Below are 20,015 nucleotides of genomic sequence, written 5' to 3'. Positions count from 1 at the left end.
ATCAGAAAAAGCCTTGTGCAATGGAAATGGTATCGCCGGGGGCAATCGTGGTGCTGCGCGTGACGTTATCGGTCACGGTCGCGCCACCATCACCGCGCAAGATGGTCACTCGCTTCATCGAAGCCCGCTCGGTCAAGCCACCGCCCAGTGCAATGGCTTTTTCCAGTGTCAGTCCGGGCACGAACGGATAGCTGCCGGGCTTTTTCACTTCGCCATTGATGTAGAACGAGCGGTATTCGATCTGGCTGAGACTGACTTTCGGGTCGATCAGATAACCCTGCTTGAGCCCGTCGACGATGATTTTCTCGACCTGGCCGGGGGTCAGTCCCTTGGCGGATATTTCGCCGAGAAACGGGTAGGAAAAGGTGCCGGCATCACTGAGCCGGATCTTTTTCATGCTCAATTCCGGCTCACCGAAAACGATGATTCGCAACACGTCGCCGGCAGCGAGTTTGTATTGCGTATCGGGATCTGCCGCATAGGTGTGGGGCAAGAGAAACAACGCGAACAAAAGGACAAGTGTGCGAGTGTTCATGTCGAGACCCTCTTAAAGGCTGACGTTGAAGCTGATCTGAAACACGTTGCGGGTGAAGCTTTCATTGTCGGCATCGGAATCGTTGTCGCGGTATCGATAACCCAGTTCGATATCCAGCCAACGGCGCATGGCGTACACCACGGCCAGGTTGTAGTCCTGAAGATTGTCGGTACGGCTTTGGCCTTCGTAGACATAACGCCCGTAACCGGCCTGGGCCACGGTAGTAATCCGTTCAGTCCAGCCGTGACGCCAGCCGACCTGGGTGAAGGTCGACTTCACGGCATCAGCGCCGTCGTCACCCTCGGCAAGGGCCTGGCGAGCGACGAAGGTGAATGTCGAATAGGTCCGCGGTTTCCATTGCAGATCGACTTGCCAGGTCGGGTTGTCGAGGTCTTTGGATTCGCTGTTGTCGAAGTTCTTTTTCTCGTAACCGACGCGGACCTTGCCCGTCGTGCGTGCCGTGAAATCCCATACGGCACCGGCCATGACGGCGTCGGATTTACTGCTGCGCGGGCTGTTGGCCTGCTGGTAATCAAAGTCGGTGTGGTTGTATTCCACCAGACCTCGGGTGTTGCTGCCGATGCGGTGATACCAGGTGCTCGTCAAGGCAGTGGTATTGCGCTCCTTGTCGTCGTTGATGCCATCGGCGTTGTCGTAGCGCAGTTGTGCGTAACTGGCCCCGAGATCGATTTGGTTGTCAGCGCTTTTCGCCCCGAAGGTGTAGAGACCGCCCACCCGTTTGTTGTTGAGCTTGTCGTTGATGCCTTCGACCGCCGTCGATTCCGTGCGCTCCCATTTGCGGTACTCGGCGTCGAGCTTCAGACGATGCCGGTCAGTGAACTCCATGATGCTGTCGGCACGCACGCGTTGTGCCGTGTTCGAGGCATCCGACTCGTCGTGATAAATGTAGCGAGTGGGTTGCCAGATCAGTCGCGTGGCACTGTTGCGATCCTCGGCCTTGAGCTCGAAAGAAGGCGCCAGCTTGGTGACCATGGAGGACTGTTTGCTGTTTTCCAGTTCGCGAAAGTTGTCGTCATAACTTTCCGAAAACAGGAACGATGGCGTGAAGTCGAATCCATACACATCAATGGCTTGCGGATTGATGCTCCAGGCCATTTCGGGATAGAGACAGGCCATCATCAGCGCGACAGGGCATCGTGACTTCAAAGCCATGTTATAGCTCCTGAGCAAGGGCATATAAGGCAAGTCGTTAGTTGTAGGGGTGAAAACCGGCTTGTTGTCGTTCAATCACGCCCAATGGCAGGCAGACAGGCTGCTCACGGTTGAGAAACTGCAGGAGGATCATCACGCGGTCGGTTCCGTGCAATCCGAGGAACACGCCCTCCAGTGGCGCGAGCGGGCCGCTGACAATCTGTAGATTCTCTCCGGGTTTCAGCGCTTCATCCGGCCCCGACGTCATTGATTCGATGCAACGCGTACGCAGATGCTCGATGACGTGCTCAGGCACTGTCGCGGGACCATGATTGAATTCGACAAAACGACTGACCCCTCGGGTGGAACGCAAGGGTGCCCAGTTGTCGTCACGACTGAGTTGGATGAACAAATATCCAGGAAAGAGGGATTCGTGCACTCGCTGGCGTTTTCCGCGAATAATGCGCTCGCTGACGAGTTGGGGATGAAAGACCACGTAATTCTGTTGAAGCAGATTGAGATGAGCACGCTCATCCTGACGTGGCTTGCATTGCAAAAGGTACCAATTTGGGTGGTCCGAGCTGATGACTGGCATGCTGGTAAACTCTGTAATGATCGAAAGTTTATGGCAGGCAGAAGCTCTATTGAGGGCTAAGTAAGGGCTGTCAGCGAAAGTGCTTTTTATTATGGGTTATTGAAGTGTTTCAAACATGAATCACAAAGTGTTTCATTGGTGTGCATCGAGCAGTGAAGTTTCGCTCTGTTATGCGTCACCTCTGGAGGAATTATCGGTTCAACTTTTTAGAAGGCAAAGCTACCGCACGGTCTGTTCATTCAGGCTTAAGGTTAGGTAACTAAGTAGTTGTCCCTGAAGCGACAGGGCGCGAGTAAGTGACTGCTCGCGCCCTGCAAAAAATCAACCTTGGTAGTTATCGGCCAGTCTTTCTGGTCTGTCAAACGTTAGCAGTCAAAAAACACGCCATCCATCCAGTAATGCTTTTGCCGATGGATAACTGACTGTTTTTTAATAACTTATTCTTTTGGCTGAACGGTAGAAACTTTTTCTGCCTGTTATGGTCGCGACTATTATTTAGATCGAAAGCTTTCCCCACTATTGGGTGCTGTTATAAAACCTGGACTGAATAAGTCATCCAGCGCTATAACTTATCGCCTGTCGGCTTGTGTGGAGCAGGGATTATGACCGTTCTTGTTACAGGCGCTGCGGGCTTTATCGGCTATCACGCGGTCAAACGATTGGCGCAGCAAGGCCAGGAAGTTGTCGGTATCGACAACCTTAACGATTACTACAGTGTGAATCTCAAACAGGCGCGGCTTGAACAGTTGAGCAGTCTGCAGAGTTTCAGTTTTGAAACACTGGATATTGTCGACAAGCCTGCCTTGATGGCGTTATTCAAAGCGCACGATTTCACCGAGGTGGTGCATCTGGCCGCTCAGGCGGGTGTGCGCTATTCGCTCGACAACCCGGATGCCTATGCGCAATCGAACCTGGTGGGGTTTCTGAATGTGCTGGAAGCCTGCCGACATTATCCGCCCGCGCATCTGATCTACGCGTCGAGCAGCTCGGTATACGGGGCCAACAGCAAGTTGCCCTACAGCGTCGATGATGCGGTCGAGCACCCTGTCTCGCTGTATGCCGCCACCAAGCGCGCCAATGAGCTTCTCGCCGACAGCTATTGCCATCTCTACGGCTTGAAGGCCAGCGGCCTGCGCTTTTTCACGGTTTACGGGCCCTGGGGCAGGCCGGATATGGCGCTGTTCAAATTTACCGAAGCCATTCTTCAGGGACGACCGATCGACATCTACAACCAGGGTCAGATGGCGCGGGACTTTACTTACGTCGATGACGTTGTCGAAAGCATCGTCCGCCTGTGTCCGAAACCGCCAGCGCCGGAGAAGGAGGTGAGTGGCGTCAACCGGATTTTCAACCTGGGACGCGGCAAACCGGTCGCATTACTGGATTTCGTCGACTGCCTCGAACAGGCACTGGGCATAAAAGCCCAGCGCAATCTGTTGCCGATGCAGGCCGGCGATGTCATCAAGACCTGGGCTGATGTTTCGGCATTGGAACAATGGATCGGGTTTTCTCCGCGAGTGGAAGTTGCAGAGGGTGTGGCGCAGTTTGTGAGTTGGTATCGCCAGTACTATCGGATTTGAGCGGCGCTTCATGCGCCTGTAGTACGGTCATGAGCCGAGACCCACCCGGTTGTTGCGCATGATCGAAAAATTAAGCGCCGCAGCGACACACAGCCAGGCCAGATAAGGAAACAGGATCAACCCGGTGATCACATCCAGGCGCAGGGCCAGGACCACCATCACGGCGACGACCAGCCACAACAGTACGAGAATAATCATCGCGGCAACGATCCGCTGCGCGCCGAAGAACACAGGCGTCCACAGTGTGTTCAGCGCAATCTGCGCCGCCCACAATGCCAGCACCTGTTCGCTGCCGGGAATCATGGTCAAGCGATAGCCGACCCAGGCCAGCAGCAGGTAGATCGTCGTCCAGGCCACCGGAAACACCCAGTTGGGTGGCGTGAACTTCGGTTTGTTGAGCTGCGCGTACCATTGGCCGGGCTTGAAAACCATGCCGGTGGTTGCCGCCGCACCGCACGCGATCAGAAAAATCAGGAAAGTCACCATTTCACACTCCTTGGCCGCAGCCCGTTTGCCTGGTTTGTTCCGCCGCAGCGGTCGTTCATTCGGATCTTGAGCACATCAGTTCACTGACCCGCGCTACCAGCGTGTCGACCGCGAACGGCTTGGTCAGCACCTGCATGCCCGGGCCCAGTTGGGCGGCGCCGATTACTGCGTTCTCCGCGTAACCGGTAATGAAGAGGGTCGTCAGGTTCGGGCGGATCTCCCGGCCGGCGTCGGCCAGTTGCCGGCCGTTCATGCCACCTGGCAGGCCGACATCGGTGATCAGCAGGTCGATATGCACGTTTGATTGCAATACTTTCAGCCCGGCAACGCTGTCGCCTGCCTCAAGCAAGTTGTAGCCGAGATCGCCAAGCACTTCGGTCAGCAGCGCGCGCACCGTGGGTTCGTCGTCCACCACCAGAATGGTCTCGCTGGCCTTGGGCACCACCGCCGGTGCGATGTGCTTGTCATCGTGGCTCTGCACGGGATCGCCACGGTGACGAGGCAGGTAGATGCACATCGTGGTGCCCCGGTCGACCTGGGAGTGCACGCGCACCTGGCCGCCGGACTGTTTGGCGAACCCGTAGATCATCGACAAGCCCAGCCCTGTGCCCTGGCCCAGCGGTTTGGTGGTGAAGAACGGGTCGAAGGCCTTGGCGATGACATCGGCCGACATGCCGGTGCCGGTATCGGTGACGCACAGGCACACATACTCGCCCTCGGGCATGTCCAGCGCGCCGGCGATCTCGGCATCCATGATGCGATTGGCCGTCTCGATGGTAATGCGTCCGCCATCGGGCATTGCATCACGCGCGTTGATACACAGATTGAGCAGCGCGTTCTCCAGTTGACTGGCATCGACCAGTGTTGGCCAAAGCACGGGCGAGCCAATGGTTTCCAGGAGAATGCTCGGGCCCACGGTGCGCTGGATCAGCTCGGTCATGCCGGTCATCAGCGTGTTGACGTCGGTCGGTCGTGGATCGAGGGTCTGGCGTCTGGAGAACGCCAGCAGGCGGTGGGTAAGGGCCGCGGCTCGCTTGACCGCGCCCTGTGCGGTCACCATGTACTTGTCGACTTCGTTCAAACGGCCCTGATTGATCCGCGCGCCCATCAACTCCAGTGCGCCGGAAATGCCGGCCAACAAGTTGTTGAAATCGTGAGCGAGGCCTCCCGTCAGTTGGCCGACCGCTTCCATCTTCTGCGACTGACGCAGTTTTTCCTCTGCCTGCATCAACTCGGCGGTGCGCGATGAAACCCTTTGCTCGAGGGTGTCGTTGAGCGAACGCAACGCGGCAAGAGCCCGGTCGCGCTCCGCCTCGACGGTCCGCCGCTCCTCGACGTCGATCAGCACGCCGGGAAAACGCAGGGGAACTCCGTCATCTGCACACTCAACGCGTCCGTTGGCTTCGATCCACTGGAATCTGCCGTCCTCGCGCCGTACACGGTACTGATGGGAATAGGCGCCACCGCGGCCAATGGCTTCGTCGATTGCCATGGTCAGGCTATCGCGGTCGTCGGGGTGCACGCTGGGGATCACTTGTTCGAGGCTGAGGCCTTCGCGCCCCAGTGCCGGGTCGAGGTTGAACACCTGGGCGAAGCCTTCGTCGATGGCAAAGCGGTCGGTCAGCAGGTCCCAGTGCCAGGTGCCGATGATGGCGCCGGCGGCAAGGGCCAGTTGCACTCGTTCGACGTTTTCCCGGGCAATTGCCTCGCTGGCGCGCAAGCGTTCCTCGGCGGCGCGCCGCTCGGTGACGTCGTTGAACAGGATCGCGATCTGCCGGTCGGCCGGATCGCCGACCCGCACCGCGCGTACATCGAACCAGCGTTCAAAGGTATTGGCGTAATTTTCGAAGTTCGCCGGTTCCCCGGTCTTGGCCACGTGGCCGTAGGTTTCGAACCAGAAACGCTCCAGATTGGGCGCGAACTCGGTGACCCATTTACCGCGCAGGTTGACCCCGCACTGGCGCTCGAACGCCGGGTTGGCCTCGACGAAGTAGTAGTCGACAGGCTCATCGTTGGCGTCGAATTTGACTTTGACGATAGCGAACGCCGACTCGATGGTTTCCAGAATGGTACTGAAGCGTTCCTCACTCTGGCGCAGCGCCGTTTCGGCACTGCGCGAGCGCGTCAGGTCAAGCATCGCGCCGATCATGCGCTCGGCCTGGCCAGCGGGATTGCGGATCAAGTGTCCGCGATCCAGCACCTCGGCGTAAGAGCCGTCCTGACAGCAGAACCGATACTCCGCGCTCCATGTCGTGCCGTCGCCTTCGATGGCGGCGCGGATCGATGCCTGCACCCGCGCCTGATCCTGCGGATGGATCCGCGCGAACCGCCAGTCGCCACTGGGATCAACATTCTCCAGCGGGAAACCGTACGCCTGTTGCAACGCCTGGTTCCAGATGATCTGGTTGGTTTGCAGGTCCCAATCCCACACCGCATCGCTGGTCGCCTTGACCGCCAGTCGATAGCGCTCCTGGGTTTCGGTCATGGCGCGTCCGAACAGATGCTCCTGAGTCCGGTCGCGGAGAATTTTCACGAACCCCAGGTGAGTCTGGTCTTCATCGTAGAGCGGCATCAGCTCGCCAGAGGCCCAGAATCGCTCGCCGTTCTTGCGCAAATGCCAGCGCTCATCGTAGGCACGGCCTTCGACAAGGGCGCGTTGCATTTCCTCTTCTACACGGCCGGCAGCGCGGTCCTCAGGTGTGAAAAAGCAGGCCGCGCTCTGGCCGCGAACCTCTTCGGCGGACCAGCCCAGCACGTTGGTCGCGCCGCAGTTCCATTCCGTGATGTTCCCGCCAAGGTCAGTGACGACAATCGCGAAATCCACTGCACTCTCGAAAACCGCGCGCTGCCGCGCCTCACTACGAGCGAGCGCGGCCTGACTGGCGTGCAGTCGCGCCGTGATGTCGCGCTCATTGTCGACTTCAGTGCTCTTGAGCGCGGCGCGTAATCGCTTGACCTCGGACTCGAGCGCTTCGCGACTAAGGTGTTTGAGGGTGTCCATCTCACCTTCTTGGTCATGTTTTTCATGGGGCGGGTAAGCCCGTCAGGTGCAACCATCAGCGCGAAGCGGTGTGGCTCTGTGGTTGCTCATCCGTTGACAGGTTGCGTCGTCGTTAAGTTTCACTGATGAAGCAAGGTCGCTTCGGGTGAACGCTGATTTCAAATCGAATCGCCGTTATCCAGGCGCGCCAACAGTGCCTGGCCGCGTTGCCAGAGTGCCTGTTGCCTGGTTTGCGGCATGCGGTCGAGGTTCTTGTACATCATGGCCATGCGCTGATTGCCGCGCAGCAGCTCACCGTGGCGCATCAGGAAATGCCAATACAGCGCGTTGAACGGGCAGGCATTGTCCGCCGTGCTTTCGCGGACCTTGTACGCGCAACCGCGGCAGTAATCCGACATGCGATTGATGTACTGGCCGCTGGCGCAATAGGGTTTGGAACCGAGATAACCGCCATCGGCGTGCATGACCATGCCCAGCGTGTTGGGCAGCTCGACCCAGTCAAAAGCATCCATGTAGATCGCCAGATACCACTCGCAGATCTGGCTCGGCGCGATACCGGCGAGCAGGGCGAAGTTACCGGTGACCATCAGTCGCTGGATGTGATGCGCGTAGGCGTGTTGCAAGCTTTGCCCGATGGCGTGGCGCATGCAGTTCATTTGCGTGTCGCCGGTCCAGTAGAACTCGGGCAATGCCCGGGTGTTGCCGAACGAGTTGCCATGCGCGTAATCCGGCATCTTCAGCCAGTACACGCCCCGCACATATTCCCGCCAGCCAATCAGTTGCCGAATGAAGCCTTCGGCGGCATTGAGCGCAACGCTGCCGGCCCAGTACGCCGACTCCACATCACTGCAAATTTGCCGCAAATCCAGCAGGCCAATGTTCAGCGCTGCGCTGATGCGCGCATGAAACAGGAACGGCTCGTCACTGGCCATGGCGTCCTGGTAATCGCCAAACCCCGCCAGGCCATAATCGAGAAAGTACGCCCAAAGAGCCTGTGCATCGGCATGGGTGACGGGGTAGTTGAAGTCATCGAGCGCGCCGTAGTGCTGGCTGAAGCGCGCCTTGACCAGTGCCAGCACATCGCGGGTGATGGGGTCGTTATTGAAGCGTACCGGGTAGGGGGCTTTGACGCCTTTGGGCAGGGCCTTGCGATTCTCGGCATCGAAATTCCACGCGCCGCCCACTGGTGAACCGTCGCCATTGAGCAGCAAGCGGCTCTTGCGCCGCATCTCACGGTAGAAAAACTCCATGCGCAGCTGTTTTTTGCCCTCGGCCCATGCGGCAAATTCTTCGCGACCGCACAGAAAACGCGTATCGGCGTGCCACTGGACGGGCAAACGGCATTCCTTGATCGAATGCTCCAGCCGCCAGTCGCCACACTCAGTCACGTGCACTTCGTCGGCCTGCGACAGCTTTTTCCAACGATGCAGCTCACCCGGCACCGAGCCGCTGTTTTCCGGGTCATCCAGGGTCACGTATTCGACACGTATGCCTTGGTCTCGCAACGCCTGAGCGAAGTGGCGCATGGCACTGAAGATCAGGGCAATCTTCTGTGGATGGTGGGGCACATGGCTGGCTTCTTCCATGACCTCGACCAGCAGCACCGTATCGCGCTCCGCATCGAGTGCCTGTAAGGAAGCCAGGTCGAAGGACAACTGGTCGCCCAGGACCAGGCACAAGCGGCGGGTAGTGTTCATTTTGCGGTTCATTGGCTTGCTTCGGTGCCCTGGCGACGGAAGAACAAGGTCACCTGGCCGACCTCCACGCCGAACTTGGACATGCGGGTGCGGTTGATCAACGTGTCCTCATCCATCAGGAACATCCAGTCGTCCATGCTCATTTCATAGGTCGAATCGTCGACCGGTACGTTCAGCCGATAGCGCCAGTGAAATGTGTTGCCCGCCACCTGGCCTTGGGCAACGCCGACTACATCGCCGGCGCGACCGCTCCAGCGTCCCTGGTCCTCGGGCGTCAATGTCCATACGCGGTGCTGGCGGGTGCCATCGCTGTACAGAAAGCGCTCGTCGAGAATCAGGTTGTTGCCTTCGCGACGACTGACGATATTCACTTCGAAACGCTTGGTCACTTCGCCGCTGCGCTTCTGAAACATTCCCCAGGCCTTGACGGGCTGGCTGAAAAACCGATGCAGATCCAGTGCTGGTTGTTGGTCGGCATAACGGGCGACGTCCACGCTGGTGCAGCTTGCGATGCTGAATATCAGTGTCAGTAACAGCAGGAATCGCGTCATTGCCTTACTCCCTGATTGCAAAGGTGTCGAAGGCCAGGTTCGAACCATTTGCTTGTACGGTGGGCTGGACATGTACAGGTTTATCGTTTTCCCCGGCTGGCCTTGACGCTCGACTTTTGACGACGTCAACGAGAGTCTTACGGCGATGGCCGGCTTTGTTTTTCTCGCGGCAGCGCTGTACGTGAGGGCAAGCCATCGCGAAATAGTTGTACGTGGTTGGATGGTCTGTATAGGTATAAATCAAGATAGGCTGAAAAAAACCATCTGACAATACTTCTTCCCTCACGCAGGGCGCTTGCTGCGCCTTAACGCGATGCCGAACGTTTTGCCCTGGAAACAGCGGTTGGCCGGTCTGCCGGTCGAGCGCTGGTACTGGGCAATATCCAGCGCAGTGAACGCCGGACCGTGAGGCGCAGGATGCTCAGTGAGCATCCTGCGGGGATAGGAGTGGCCGACAGATCAATGCGCTGTCGGACTTGGCTGTGCACCGAATTGCGCAATGATGTGAGTACCCAGCTCCTCAATAACCTCCGCTGCCGGGCGCTTTCCGTATTTGAGATTCAGGATGACGTGATCGACGCCGATTTCCTCAAGCGACTCCAGCAAAAACCGCAAATGGTAGCGTCCGAGTTTGAACCCCAAATGAATGCGAGTGGGTGGCGTGGACGGGTTTTCATCAAGGTCGATGTAAAGCGACTGAGTGAAGGGCTTATAGACGGAACCACATTGCTTCGTGACCTCCAGCCGCCAATCTTCCACGACCAGTCTCTGCATGTTCGGTATGCGTGGATAGTTGATCCATCCGTTGCTTTCGCGCGCGATCCAATCCAGTGACTGACGGCTATTGCCGGTCACGAGCATTGGAATGAATTGGGTGGTCGGTTTCGGAATCAGATCCGCGCCGCGCATTTCCCCGGCGCTCCAGTGGATGGGTTCGAAACTGGTGCTGTGGGCTCGGCGAATCACCGCGTAGTGCTCGCGAAAGATATCCCCGCGCCTTTCGGGATCGACGCCAAAAGCCGAGAACTCCACCGGGCGATCGCCGGACGCCACCCCAAGAATCAAGCGACCTGCGCTCAACTGATCGACGCTGGCTGACGCCTTGGCCGTGTGCAGGGGATGGTGCAAAGGGATGGCGATGGAGGCGGTGCCAAGCGCAATTTCCGATGTATGGGCGGCCATATAACCCAGGTAGACCCAGGGGTCGAAGACTTGGCCGACATCGCCGAATCCGGGATCGCGAAGCGGCACGTCACGAAACCAGAGCGCGCTGAAGCCCAGTGCCTCGGCCTGTTTCGCCAATGCGACCTGGTTGAGCATGCTCGGCGTGTCGCCGTCGAAGGCCTCCATGGGAAAGAACAATCCAAGGCTCAAATGCCCCGGCGTGAAGGTTCGGCTGAACCCTCGATGCTGCTGATAAGGAATCGTGCTCGGCCGATACATACTGATTTTCCTCAGTGGCAGAACGTGAACAGCGCCCCGTTGCCAGAGGTGCTGCGGCATCGGTCGCTTGGGAACGACAGGTGGGGGGGCTGAGTGCAGCTTTGCCCATTGCGCCGTACTGCCGGTCGGCTGGACCGGATTGAGGAGCCAGTTGCTGGCGATATGCGCGGGCAGGTCCGGATGGGTGATAAGCGGACGGTAAAAGTAATCATCTCCCGGCTCGATACCGTCAACTCGGAAACGGGCCCAGAGGTTACCTCATCAGCGTAGGCGGTATTGCCGTGTTGCGCCATTGTGCCTCGCACATCGTGGGAGACCTTTGCGACTTCACCCGATCACAAGCAGGTGGCAGGATCATGGTCCATCGAGTCCCACTCGACATGTCTTCGGTCATTGAGCGAATCATCGATGAATCTCGAGCGGTTCCAGCAAAGGGTGAAAGCTGCATGCCATCAGGCATGCAGGGCCGAGCGGGTAGGTTCAGTCTTGGAGATGGATTCAATCCGTTTCAATTTGCAGCCAGCAGTCGCCTGGCGGTAGCAAGGATTGAATCGATATTGAAAGGCTTTTCCAGGACAGCATTGAACAAGTCCGATCTCTCCATGCCGAGGTGGGCTTGCGCGCCGCTGATCAGAATGATGGGCAAGAGATGCGCTGAGGGCAGGGCGCGGACGGCCGTGGCGAATTCGAGTCCGTCCATTACCGGCATCATGAAGTCGGTAATGATCAGGTCAGGGCGCTCTCGCTCAAGTACCTCAAGCCCTTTTTTGCCATTGCTGGCTTTCACGACCATGAAGCCTTCATCCTCCAGCGCAAAGCCGAGAATGTCAGCGATCAAATATTCGTCGTCGACAACCAGGATGGTGGTCATGAGAATGCAACCTGAATAGAAGACCTAGGAAAATGAACCTGGCAGGGCTGCAGGATTAGGAACTGGCGGTTCATTTCTTGAAGCCTTTTTCAGATCAACGTCCTGGTCACGGATGACCACTTCAAATCGCGAAGGGTCATAAGAGCTATCTCTGACTTTTAGAATGGAAATGGTTCTGCTTAGTTCAGAGTCATTCTCGAAGAACCGCATCAGCATCAGATTGTCGACGATGCTGGACAGGTCAGAGTTTGGTGAACTGATCTCGGAGCCGAACAGATCTCGCATCTCCCAAGAGGCAAACACGGTCACGCCCCTGGAACGTAATTCGTTCATGAGGGCACTGTAAAAGTCAGTAATTCGGGCTGGATTCGTCGACACCCGCGTCATGCCGCTAAGGCTGTCGATGAATAGACGCTTGATGCCTTTTTCTTCGACGATGCTCAGCAACCTTGAGCCCAGGCCGTCCAGGAGACCTTCGGTGGTCGGTTGCCACGCGATGCTCAACGCACCGCTTTCTTCCATGCCTTTGATGTCGATTCCTAGTGACTGGCCCTTCAGGCGTAACCGCTCCGGGCTTTCATAAAAGCCAAAATGCAGGCCCGGTGCCTTCACCGTCGACTCACCCAGGAATTTAAGACCTAGGGTTGTCTTGCCTATTCCTGATGGGCCCATGACCAGCGTCACGCTGGAACTGTGCAGCCCGCCACCCAGTATCGTGTCCAGAGAATGTATACCGCTGGGGATGCGCGTCATGTTGGCGCTGTCGGGCGAAGAGGGGTGGCTGTAGAGGCTTTCCAGGCGCGGATAAACCACCAGACCGTTCTCGGTGATTTCGCACTCGTGAAGTCCGGTCAGTGCCGCGCTACCCCGGGTTTTACGCAGTTGAATACGACGCACCGAGCGGGTGCCATAAAGCTCCTCTCCCATTTCGATCACGCCATCCACCATGGTGTGCTCGGGGCTGCCGTCATCCAGTCGGGAACTGGTGAGAAACAACACGGTGCATCCAGCAAATGCAGCGTGCCCTTGCAATTCAGAGATGAACTTCTTGGTGTCGATTGGCGAGTCGGCTTTAGAGCGTGCGTTCAGCAATCCGTCGACAACCATGACTGTCGCCTTCTGGCGGCTGATCTCACGCCTCAGCAGTTTTACGACTTCATCCAGACCTTCATTTTCCAGCGTATCGAATGCACTGACGAACTGGATTTCAGCGCCAACTTTGGAAGCGTCGTAAAAGCTCAAGGTGGACAGAAACTGAAAAAGCCGGTCATGGGATTCGGCAAGCAGTGTCGCTACCAGTACACGGCCGCCGTTGCGCGCATGATGGAATCCAAGTTGGTTGGCGAGGATCGTTTTGCCCGACCCTGGACGCCCCTGAATAATGTAGGAAGCGCCTGAGACCAATCCGCCCTTGAGCAGAGCATCCAGGCCTTCGATTCCACTCTGAAGGCGATTTAACTTTTCCACTATGCGACCCTGATCTTGAAATCATGCTGTTAAACCGAATGTACGGGATGCTAACGCCATTTGTGTGCCGGGGCTATCTGCACTTCACTGACGTTTCAGGCAGCAGTGCCGGTAAAGTTATTCATTCGCTTAAATCTGGAGCTGCGAAGCCTCAATGTGGGCGATAAATCGGGGGAATCGAAAGTAAAGAAGGTTCTCGGGCCAATTGAGTCTCTGCAACGCCTTGCAGGGTGTACTATCAAGACCTGCCCATCAGAAATCAGCTAGCCATGTCCGCGCTAAACGAAGAGAGCCGCCAGATCGTAGCTGCTCTGGCGCACCGGGTTGGCCCCAATGCTGATACTGCAAGTATCGCGCAAGCGACTGTCTCGATTTTGGAGGCTATGCACACAGCGCTTACCCCCATCATCGGTCAGCAGGGAGTCGCTGCGCTTTACCGACGCAGCCTTCATCTCTGCGCCTCCCGCCAACCACACCTGGCCCCCCTGTCTGATCGTGTACAAGCCGCGCCGGGTCTGAACGCTCTTCATTCTGAACTCGTTACAGAAAGCGAAGCAGACGCCTTGTTGTTTGGTGAAGTGATGCTGACCACCTTCTACGAACTGCTCACTACGCTGATCGGGCCCTCGCTCACCGCACGCTTGCTTCGTGACGTGTGGAAACCTTCTTTGAGCGACATATCTGCGCAGGAAAACTCGCCATGAACACCAAAGTGACTATCAAGCGTCTGTCCACTGGAGTGCCAGGACTGGACGAGGTGCTGGGCGGAGGATTGCCGGAGTTCTCGTTCAACCTGATCGCCGGCCCGCCTGGCTGTGGCAAAACTACCCTGGCGCATCAGATGATGTTTGCCCTGGCGACGCCCGAGCGTCCGGCACTGTTCTTCACCGTGCTCGGCGAGCCTCCGTTGAAGATGTTGCGTTACCAACAGCAATTCGACTTTTTCGACGAGGAAGCCGTCAATCAGTCAATCCGTTATATCAACCTGGCCAGTGACACCCTGGCGGGGGATCTGGACGAAGTGCTACGCCGAATCGTCGCTGAGGTTGAGGCGTACTCTCCGGCGCTGGTGTTCGTCGATTCGTTTCGTTCAGTGGTGCTCGCGAGCCAGACCCAGGACAATCCCAACAACAACTTGCCGCAGTTCATTCAGCAGTTAGGCATGTTGATGACCACTTGGCAGGCCACCACTTTCCTGATCGGTGAATATTTCACTGAAACTGACACCAACCCTATTTTCACGGTGGCCGATGGTCTGATCTGGCTGCGTCAGAGCGTTCAACGTAACTCCATGGTGCGCAAGATGGAAATCATGAAGATGCGCGGCCAGCCGACGCTGCCGGGGCTGCACACCTTTCGCATCGCTACATCAGGCATAAAGGTTTTCGCACCGGCCCCCCTCAACCACGTTGAACCCACGCTGACGTTTCCGATGCAGCGCCTGAAAATGGGTGTGCCCCAACTCGACGAAATGCTGGGCGGTGGCTTGCCCCGTGGATACTCCCTGCTGGTGGCAGGTCCATCAGGTTCGGGCAAAAGCATTCTGGCTGCGACCTTCCTCGCCGAAGGCGTGCGCAATGGTGAGACCGGCGTGATCGCGGTATTCGAGCAGCGTCCCAATCGCTCCCAGAACGCCACCCTCGCCGGGTTGATTCAGGGCGGGAAGGTGGGTTTGGTCGATAGTCGCGCGCCAGACTTGTCAATCGACGAAATCGTCCAGTTACTGTTGAGCGAGATCAACCGCCTGAACGCTACTCGTTTGGTGATTGACTCCCTGTCAGGCTTTGAGCTGGCGTTGGCTCCGACATTCCGCGAAGACTTTCGTGAGTCGCTGTCACGCATGGTGACCGCTCTCACCAGTGCAGGTGTCAGTGTATTGATGACCTCCGAGCTGGAGGATCGCTACACCGACCTGCGTTTCAGTCCTTACGGCACGGCGTTTCTCACCGATGCCATCATCGTCCAGCGCTACATAGAAGTGCAGAGCCGCTTGTTGCGCATCATGGCCGTGGTCAAGGTGCGGGCCAGCGCGCATTCCGACGAGTTGAGGTTGTACCGGATAGATGATGATGGCTTGCAGATCGGCGAAATGTTGCCGGACAGGGAAGGGTTGTTAGGGGGACGTCCTACCCAGCAGCGCGCGGTCACCATCGAAGGATGAGCGAAATATCATGAGCGAGGGTCACGGCAAGAATGAGCAAGCCATCGCTGGCGCTGCACGCGAACTGTTCGTGCTCGGCCAGAAAACGGTGGCGGCGCGTGCGGTGCTGGCAGCGGTTCATAAAGAACTCAACCAGGCCAATGCCCAGCTCGTCGATAGCCACCATGTCGAACAATTGATTGAAGCCAACCAGCAACTGGTGCTGTCAATCCTGTCGGCGCAGTCGGATGCAGAAAATCCGACAGTCGCCCAGGCAGAGCAGCAAATGTATCTCGAATTGCGCGAGGCAAACGAGAAGCTGGTGATAGCCGCGCTGAGTGCCCAGGATTTGCAGGCGGCCGCTGAACATGCGCTGGAACAGCAACGCAACTTCCTCAACCTGGTTGCACACGAACTTCGCAATCCTCTGACACCCATCAGCATGATTGCCGGCCGGCTGGTACGTGTGCCGAGTGAAGAACTGCCGCGCATGCAGGTGTTGATAGAGGGGCAAGTGAAGCAGATGTCCCGCTTGGTCGAAGACCTGCTCGATATCGCTCGCGCCAGTACCGGCAAGTTTCGACTTGATTGCCAGCGTGTCGATATGGCTCGAATCATTCATGAGGCGATAGATGCCTGCAGCCCGCTCATGATCGCTAACAGTTTGAGTTTCAGCTCGAATCTGCCGGAATGCGCCTTGATGGTTAATGGTGATCCAGCGCGCCTCACTCAAATCCTCGGCAATCTACTGGGCAACGCCGCCAAATATACGCCCGCCAATGGCACGGTCTCACTGACTGCGACGATTGAAGTCGATCACCTGACGATATGCATTCGCGATACCGGTATTGGAATAACGCCCAAGGCACTGCCGTTCATTTTTGAGCCGTTCGTACAGGATGTTCACGCGGTCGGTTTCAATGGCGCAGGCCTGGGCATTGGACTTACGGTCGTGCGGGAATTGATCGAAGCCCATGGCGGTACTGTGACGGGGGCCAGCTCGGGAGAAGGGAAGGGTAGCGAGTTCGTCATGAAACTGCCCTTGGCTGAACATTGACGCCATCTACAAGTCGACATCTTGGCGCCTGAATTTCATATAGCTCAAGCGTAGCTTTTTATTCCTAAAACGAAGTTCATATTAATTTTATAGTGCGTTTTAATCTAACCAGAAATTTCCTGATTGGAGCATTCGCACTTGAAGATCCCCACACATTTTACACTTGGCCTGGCGCTCGCCGTCAGTTGCGCGGCAGCATTCGCGGGGCCCACCCTTGATCGCGTGACGCAAAAAGGTGAGCTCACCGGTGTCCTGATGGAGAGTTACCCGCCGTTCTCTTTTCTCAATGACCAGAACCAGCTCGACGGCTTCGATGTGGATGTCGCTAAAGCTGTGGCCGAGCGCCTTGGGGTCAAGCTGAAACTTGAAACACCTTCCTGGGACGTGATTGCCGCGGGGCACTGGAACGGTCGATACGACATCTGCGTGTGCTCGATGACACCGAGCAAGGCGCGGGCCGAAGTGTTCGACTTCCCCGTGGAGTATTACCAGTCACCGGCGGTGATCGTGGTCAATGCGAAGGACAAGGAGATAGTCACCGGCAAGGACTTGTCCGGCAAAAAAGTCGGTGTGATCAGTGCGTCGACCTATGAGGCCTATCTGAACAAGGATCTGGTCATTGAAGGCGCCGAGGACAAACCGTTGAGCTATCCGTTCGACAATGTCCAGATCGCCCCTTACGACAATGAAACCGTTGCCTTCCAGGATCTCGCACTGGGCACCGGCGTGCGCCTGGATGCCATGGTCACCAACCTCATCACCGCGCGTGAACGCATCGCTCAGGATCCGCGTTTCAAGATTGCCGGAGATCCACTGTATGCCGAGCCGAACGTCGTGGCGGTCGAGAAGGGCGATCCGCAATGGAATGCGAAAGTCACCGAGGTCATTGCGCAACTCAAGACTGACGGCACGCTGAGCAAAATATCCCGCAAGTGGATCGGTTCTGATATCAGCCAATGACAGCCATCAATCCGCATCCGGCCAAAGCGGCTGTCAGCCCGCAAAAGCAGCCGCCACTGACACGTCAGCTGTTCGGCTTTCGCACGCGCCTGTATCTGACGTGGGCGGCGCTGTCGGGTCTGGGCGTGTGGTTTTTCATGCGCTTCGATCTGAAGTTTTCGATCATTGTGGAAAAGTTGCCCAACTTGGTCGGCCTGCATCTGGGGCCGAACGGGTTCTTGCAAGGCGCCGCGCTGACGATATTCCTGTGTTTCTGCTCGATCTGGTTTTCGCTATTGCTGGGCTTTGTCACCGCGCTGGCCAGGCTGTCGAGCAGCGCAGTGGCGTTTGGTATCGCCAGCTTCTACGCCTCGTTCTTTCGCGGCACGCCACTGTTGATCCAGATCCTGTTGATCTATCTGGGGCTGCCGCAGTTGGGCGTGGTGCCAGGCGCAATCAGCGCCGGGATCATCGCGCTGTCGCTCAACTACGGGGCTTATCTCAGTGAGATTTTTCGTGCCGGCATCCTCGCAGTTGCCCCAGGTCAGCGCGAAGCAGCCGCCGCACTGGGCCTGAGGCCGGCCGCGACGTTCATCCATATCATCCTGCCGCAAGCCATGCGCACGATCATTCCGCCGACCACCAGCCAGTTCATTTCGATGCTCAAGGACTCGTCCCTGATTTCGGTCATGGGTGTTTGGGAAGTGATGTTTCTGGCGCAGTCGTATGGGCGTTCGTCCTACCGTTACATTGAAATGCTGACCACCGCAGCCGCCATCTATTGGCTGTTATCCATCGGTCTCGAACTGATCCAGCATCGCCTCGAACGCCATTACGGCAGAGGCTTCAAGCATCAGCGCTGAGCCATTCCGTTGAATGATTTCTTGCAGGAACCAAGATGTCCGATCCTAAACCTCTGCTTTTTGCACTCTATGAACAAGCCAGTGTCGGGTGCGGCGGTGCGCCGAGTCTGTGGACGCACCCGGCTGACGAACGCCTGGCGATCAACTCGCTGGGCTACTGGTCCAACCTGGCGCGGATTGCCGATCAGGCGCATCTCGATATGCTGTTCTTTGGTGATGTGCTGGGTTTTTACGATGTGTTCGGCGGCAATGCCGATGCAGCCATGAAATGGGCGGTGGAAGCACCGGCCAACGATCCGTTGATGATCATTCCAGCGTTGGCGGCCGTGACAGAAAACCTGGCGTTTGGTGTCACGGTGACCACCAGTTATGAGCATCCGTTCACCCACGCCCGGCGCTTCAGCACGCTTGATCACCTCACCAATGGGCGAGTGGGCTGGAACATCGTCACCTCTTACCTGTCCAGCGCCGCCCGCAATTTCGGGCTGGAGCAAATGATCAAGCATGACGATCGCTATGAACGCGCCGAGGAGTTTCTCGATGTGGTGTACAAACTCTGGGAAGGCAGTTGGGCCGACGACGCCGTGGTTGCCGACAAGGCCCGCCAGCTGTATGCCAGAGGCGAGCGAGTGCGACCGATCAATCACGAGGGGGCGCACTATCGCGTGGCCGGGCCGCACCTGACCGCTCCGTCCCCGCAGCGCACCCCGTTGCTGATTCAGGCGGGCTGGTCGGGACGCGGTCGAGAATTCGCCGCCAAGCATGCGGAACTGATCTTCATCGCCAAGTCCAACCCGCAGGAAATCCGTCAGGGCCTGGAAGACATCTGGGCCAAGGCTCAGGCGCGAGGGCGTCAACGTGAAGACGTGAAATCGTTGACGGTACTGCGCATCGTCACGGCCAAAACCGAAATCGAAGCCCAGCGCAAATACGACGAGTTGCAAAGCAACTATCACTTGCAGGCACAACTGGTCAGTTACGCCGGCGACACCGGCATCGACATCAGCCGCTACGCCGACAGCGATGCACTCTCGACGCACACCGAAGGCCTGACCTCTTACGTGATGCGCCCCGATGGCAGTGGTCAGCCGCTGACGGCGGGTGATGTGAAAAAGCGCTTCGCCAGCGTTACCCGTGGCAGCGACCTGATTCTCGTCGGTACACCGCAGCAAGTCGCCGAGCGCATCCAAGAGCACGCGCGAATTTCCGGCACCAGCGGCTACATGCTCAACCCGTTGATCAGCCCCGGCAGCCTTGAGGATTTTGTCGAACTGGTTATTCCCGAACTGCAAAAGCGTGGTCTGTACCGTACTCAACCGCAGAGTGGCACTTTCCGCTCGCGGTTGCGGGCAGATCATTCTAATCACCTGCCTGCCTCGGCCTATGGGGCTTCGTTCCGTTTCGACAAGGCGCTTCATGGCTGATGGCAGCGCGTTGCCGGCGAACACCAGCCACCATTGATATAAAACTGTTGAGCCGTTTGCGAATCCACGGCGTGGATATTCGAAGATTGTGTTGTCATCCAACTAGCTCCTTAGAGGACTGATGGGGGCTGTTAACCGCAGGGACGGAGGGAGGTCAGAGCAACGCCGGGGCACCGGTATATGGGGTGCCCTGTGGTTTGAATAAGCTAGCAAA

The 20,015-nt window shown here is 57.5% G+C and carries 17 protein-coding genes; 7 read left to right on the top strand and 10 right to left on the bottom strand.

Translation table 11 applies throughout. The annotated features are described in order from the left end of the window. Position 1: 1 nt before the first annotated feature. From ACKUG4_RS03245 to rfaH, 3 genes are read right to left on the bottom strand one after another with little or no spacing between them, the layout of a single operon-like run. Positions 2-535, bottom strand: a complete 534-nt coding sequence (locus ACKUG4_RS03245) for a polysaccharide biosynthesis/export family protein (RefSeq protein WP_085610331.1) — start codon at positions 533-535, stop codon at positions 2-4. A gap of 12 nt (positions 536-547) precedes the next feature. Beyond that, positions 548-1,708 (bottom strand): outer membrane beta-barrel protein, encoded by a 1,161-nt coding sequence (locus ACKUG4_RS03240; RefSeq protein ID WP_039768571.1) that lies wholly within the window; start codon positions 1,706-1,708, stop codon positions 548-550. A gap of 37 nt (positions 1,709-1,745) precedes the next feature. Then, entirely contained in the window at positions 1,746-2,282 is a 537-nt protein-coding gene (rfaH, locus tag ACKUG4_RS03235) for a transcription/translation regulatory transformer protein RfaH (protein WP_236187962.1), read from the bottom strand. Positions 2,283-2,884: 602 nt separating this feature from the next. Between rfaH and ACKUG4_RS03230 the strand changes: the two genes are divergently transcribed. Further along, entirely contained in the window at positions 2,885-3,862 is a 978-nt protein-coding gene (locus ACKUG4_RS03230) for an NAD-dependent epimerase (protein ID WP_445433413.1), read from the top strand. Positions 3,863-3,889: 27 nt separating this feature from the next. Here the strand turns inward: ACKUG4_RS03230 and tspO are convergent, their stop codons facing one another. From tspO to ACKUG4_RS03195, 7 genes are all read right to left on the bottom strand, one after another. Continuing rightward, positions 3,890-4,345 carry a tryptophan-rich sensory protein TspO gene (gene tspO / locus ACKUG4_RS03225; RefSeq protein ID WP_064600841.1) on the bottom strand — a complete coding sequence of 152 codons (456 nt, stop codon included), beginning with the start codon at positions 4,343-4,345 and terminating at the stop codon, positions 3,890-3,892. Positions 4,346-4,403: 58 nt separating this feature from the next. After that, positions 4,404-7,349, bottom strand: coding sequence for a PAS domain-containing hybrid sensor histidine kinase/response regulator (locus tag ACKUG4_RS03220; protein WP_445433412.1), 2,946 nt, complete (start codon positions 7,347-7,349; stop codon positions 4,404-4,406). Between the two features lie 158 nt (positions 7,350-7,507). Continuing rightward, entirely contained in the window at positions 7,508-9,046 is a 1,539-nt protein-coding gene (locus ACKUG4_RS03215; RefSeq protein ID WP_064600839.1) for a cryptochrome/photolyase family protein, read from the bottom strand. Between the two features lie 8 nt (positions 9,047-9,054). Next, positions 9,055-9,597: a DUF3833 domain-containing protein gene (locus tag ACKUG4_RS03210; protein WP_445433411.1), complete on the bottom strand. Its 543-nt coding sequence runs from the start codon at positions 9,595-9,597 to the stop codon at positions 9,055-9,057. 459 nt (positions 9,598-10,056) lie between these two features. Further along, complete coding sequence (locus tag ACKUG4_RS03205) at positions 10,057-11,040, bottom strand: LLM class oxidoreductase (RefSeq protein ID WP_440812533.1); 984 nt, start codon at positions 11,038-11,040, stop codon at positions 10,057-10,059. Between the two features lie 508 nt (positions 11,041-11,548). Further along, positions 11,549-11,911: a response regulator gene (locus tag ACKUG4_RS03200; protein ID WP_039768563.1), complete on the bottom strand. Its 363-nt coding sequence runs from the start codon at positions 11,909-11,911 to the stop codon at positions 11,549-11,551. A 24-nt stretch (positions 11,912-11,935) separates the two neighbouring features. Further along, entirely contained in the window at positions 11,936-13,381 is a 1,446-nt protein-coding gene (locus tag ACKUG4_RS03195; RefSeq protein WP_166742306.1) for an ATPase domain-containing protein, read from the bottom strand. A 266-nt stretch (positions 13,382-13,647) separates the two neighbouring features. On the opposite strand from ACKUG4_RS03195, the gene ACKUG4_RS03190 reads away from it, so the two are divergent. The 6 genes from ACKUG4_RS03190 (at position 13,648) to ACKUG4_RS03165 (ending at position 19,801) form a co-directional block, all read left to right on the top strand. Further along, positions 13,648-14,082 (top strand): hypothetical protein, encoded by a 435-nt coding sequence (locus tag ACKUG4_RS03190; protein ID WP_445433410.1) that lies wholly within the window; start codon positions 13,648-13,650, stop codon positions 14,080-14,082. Next, the gene (locus tag ACKUG4_RS03185; RefSeq protein WP_085610326.1) at positions 14,079-15,539 is read left to right on the top strand and encodes an ATPase domain-containing protein; all 1,461 of its coding nucleotides are present in this window, start codon (positions 14,079-14,081) and stop codon (positions 15,537-15,539) included. The genes ACKUG4_RS03190 and ACKUG4_RS03185 overlap by 4 nt, the downstream gene beginning before the upstream one ends. Before the next feature lie 10 nt (positions 15,540-15,549). Continuing rightward, positions 15,550-16,575, top strand: a complete 1,026-nt coding sequence (locus tag ACKUG4_RS03180; protein ID WP_445433409.1) for a sensor histidine kinase — start codon at positions 15,550-15,552, stop codon at positions 16,573-16,575. Between the two features lie 138 nt (positions 16,576-16,713). After that, on the top strand, positions 16,714-17,535 hold the full coding sequence (locus ACKUG4_RS03175) for an ABC transporter substrate-binding protein (protein WP_445433408.1): 822 nt from the start codon (positions 16,714-16,716) through the stop codon (positions 17,533-17,535). Next, complete coding sequence (locus tag ACKUG4_RS03170) at positions 17,532-18,377, top strand: amino acid ABC transporter permease (protein WP_221397371.1); 846 nt, start codon at positions 17,532-17,534, stop codon at positions 18,375-18,377. The genes ACKUG4_RS03175 and ACKUG4_RS03170 overlap by 4 nt, the downstream gene beginning before the upstream one ends. A 35-nt stretch (positions 18,378-18,412) precedes the next feature. After that, the gene (locus ACKUG4_RS03165; protein ID WP_445433407.1) at positions 18,413-19,801 is read left to right on the top strand and encodes an LLM class flavin-dependent oxidoreductase; all 1,389 of its coding nucleotides are present in this window, start codon (positions 18,413-18,415) and stop codon (positions 19,799-19,801) included. Positions 19,802-20,015 lie beyond the last annotated feature (214 nt).

It is taken from the genome of Candidatus Pseudomonas auctus, from assembly GCF_048654275.1.
In the GTDB taxonomy this organism is placed as follows: Bacteria; Pseudomonadota; Gammaproteobacteria; order Pseudomonadales; family Pseudomonadaceae; genus Aquipseudomonas; species Aquipseudomonas pharyngis.
This window is presented reverse-complemented; position numbering and strand designations above follow the sequence as displayed.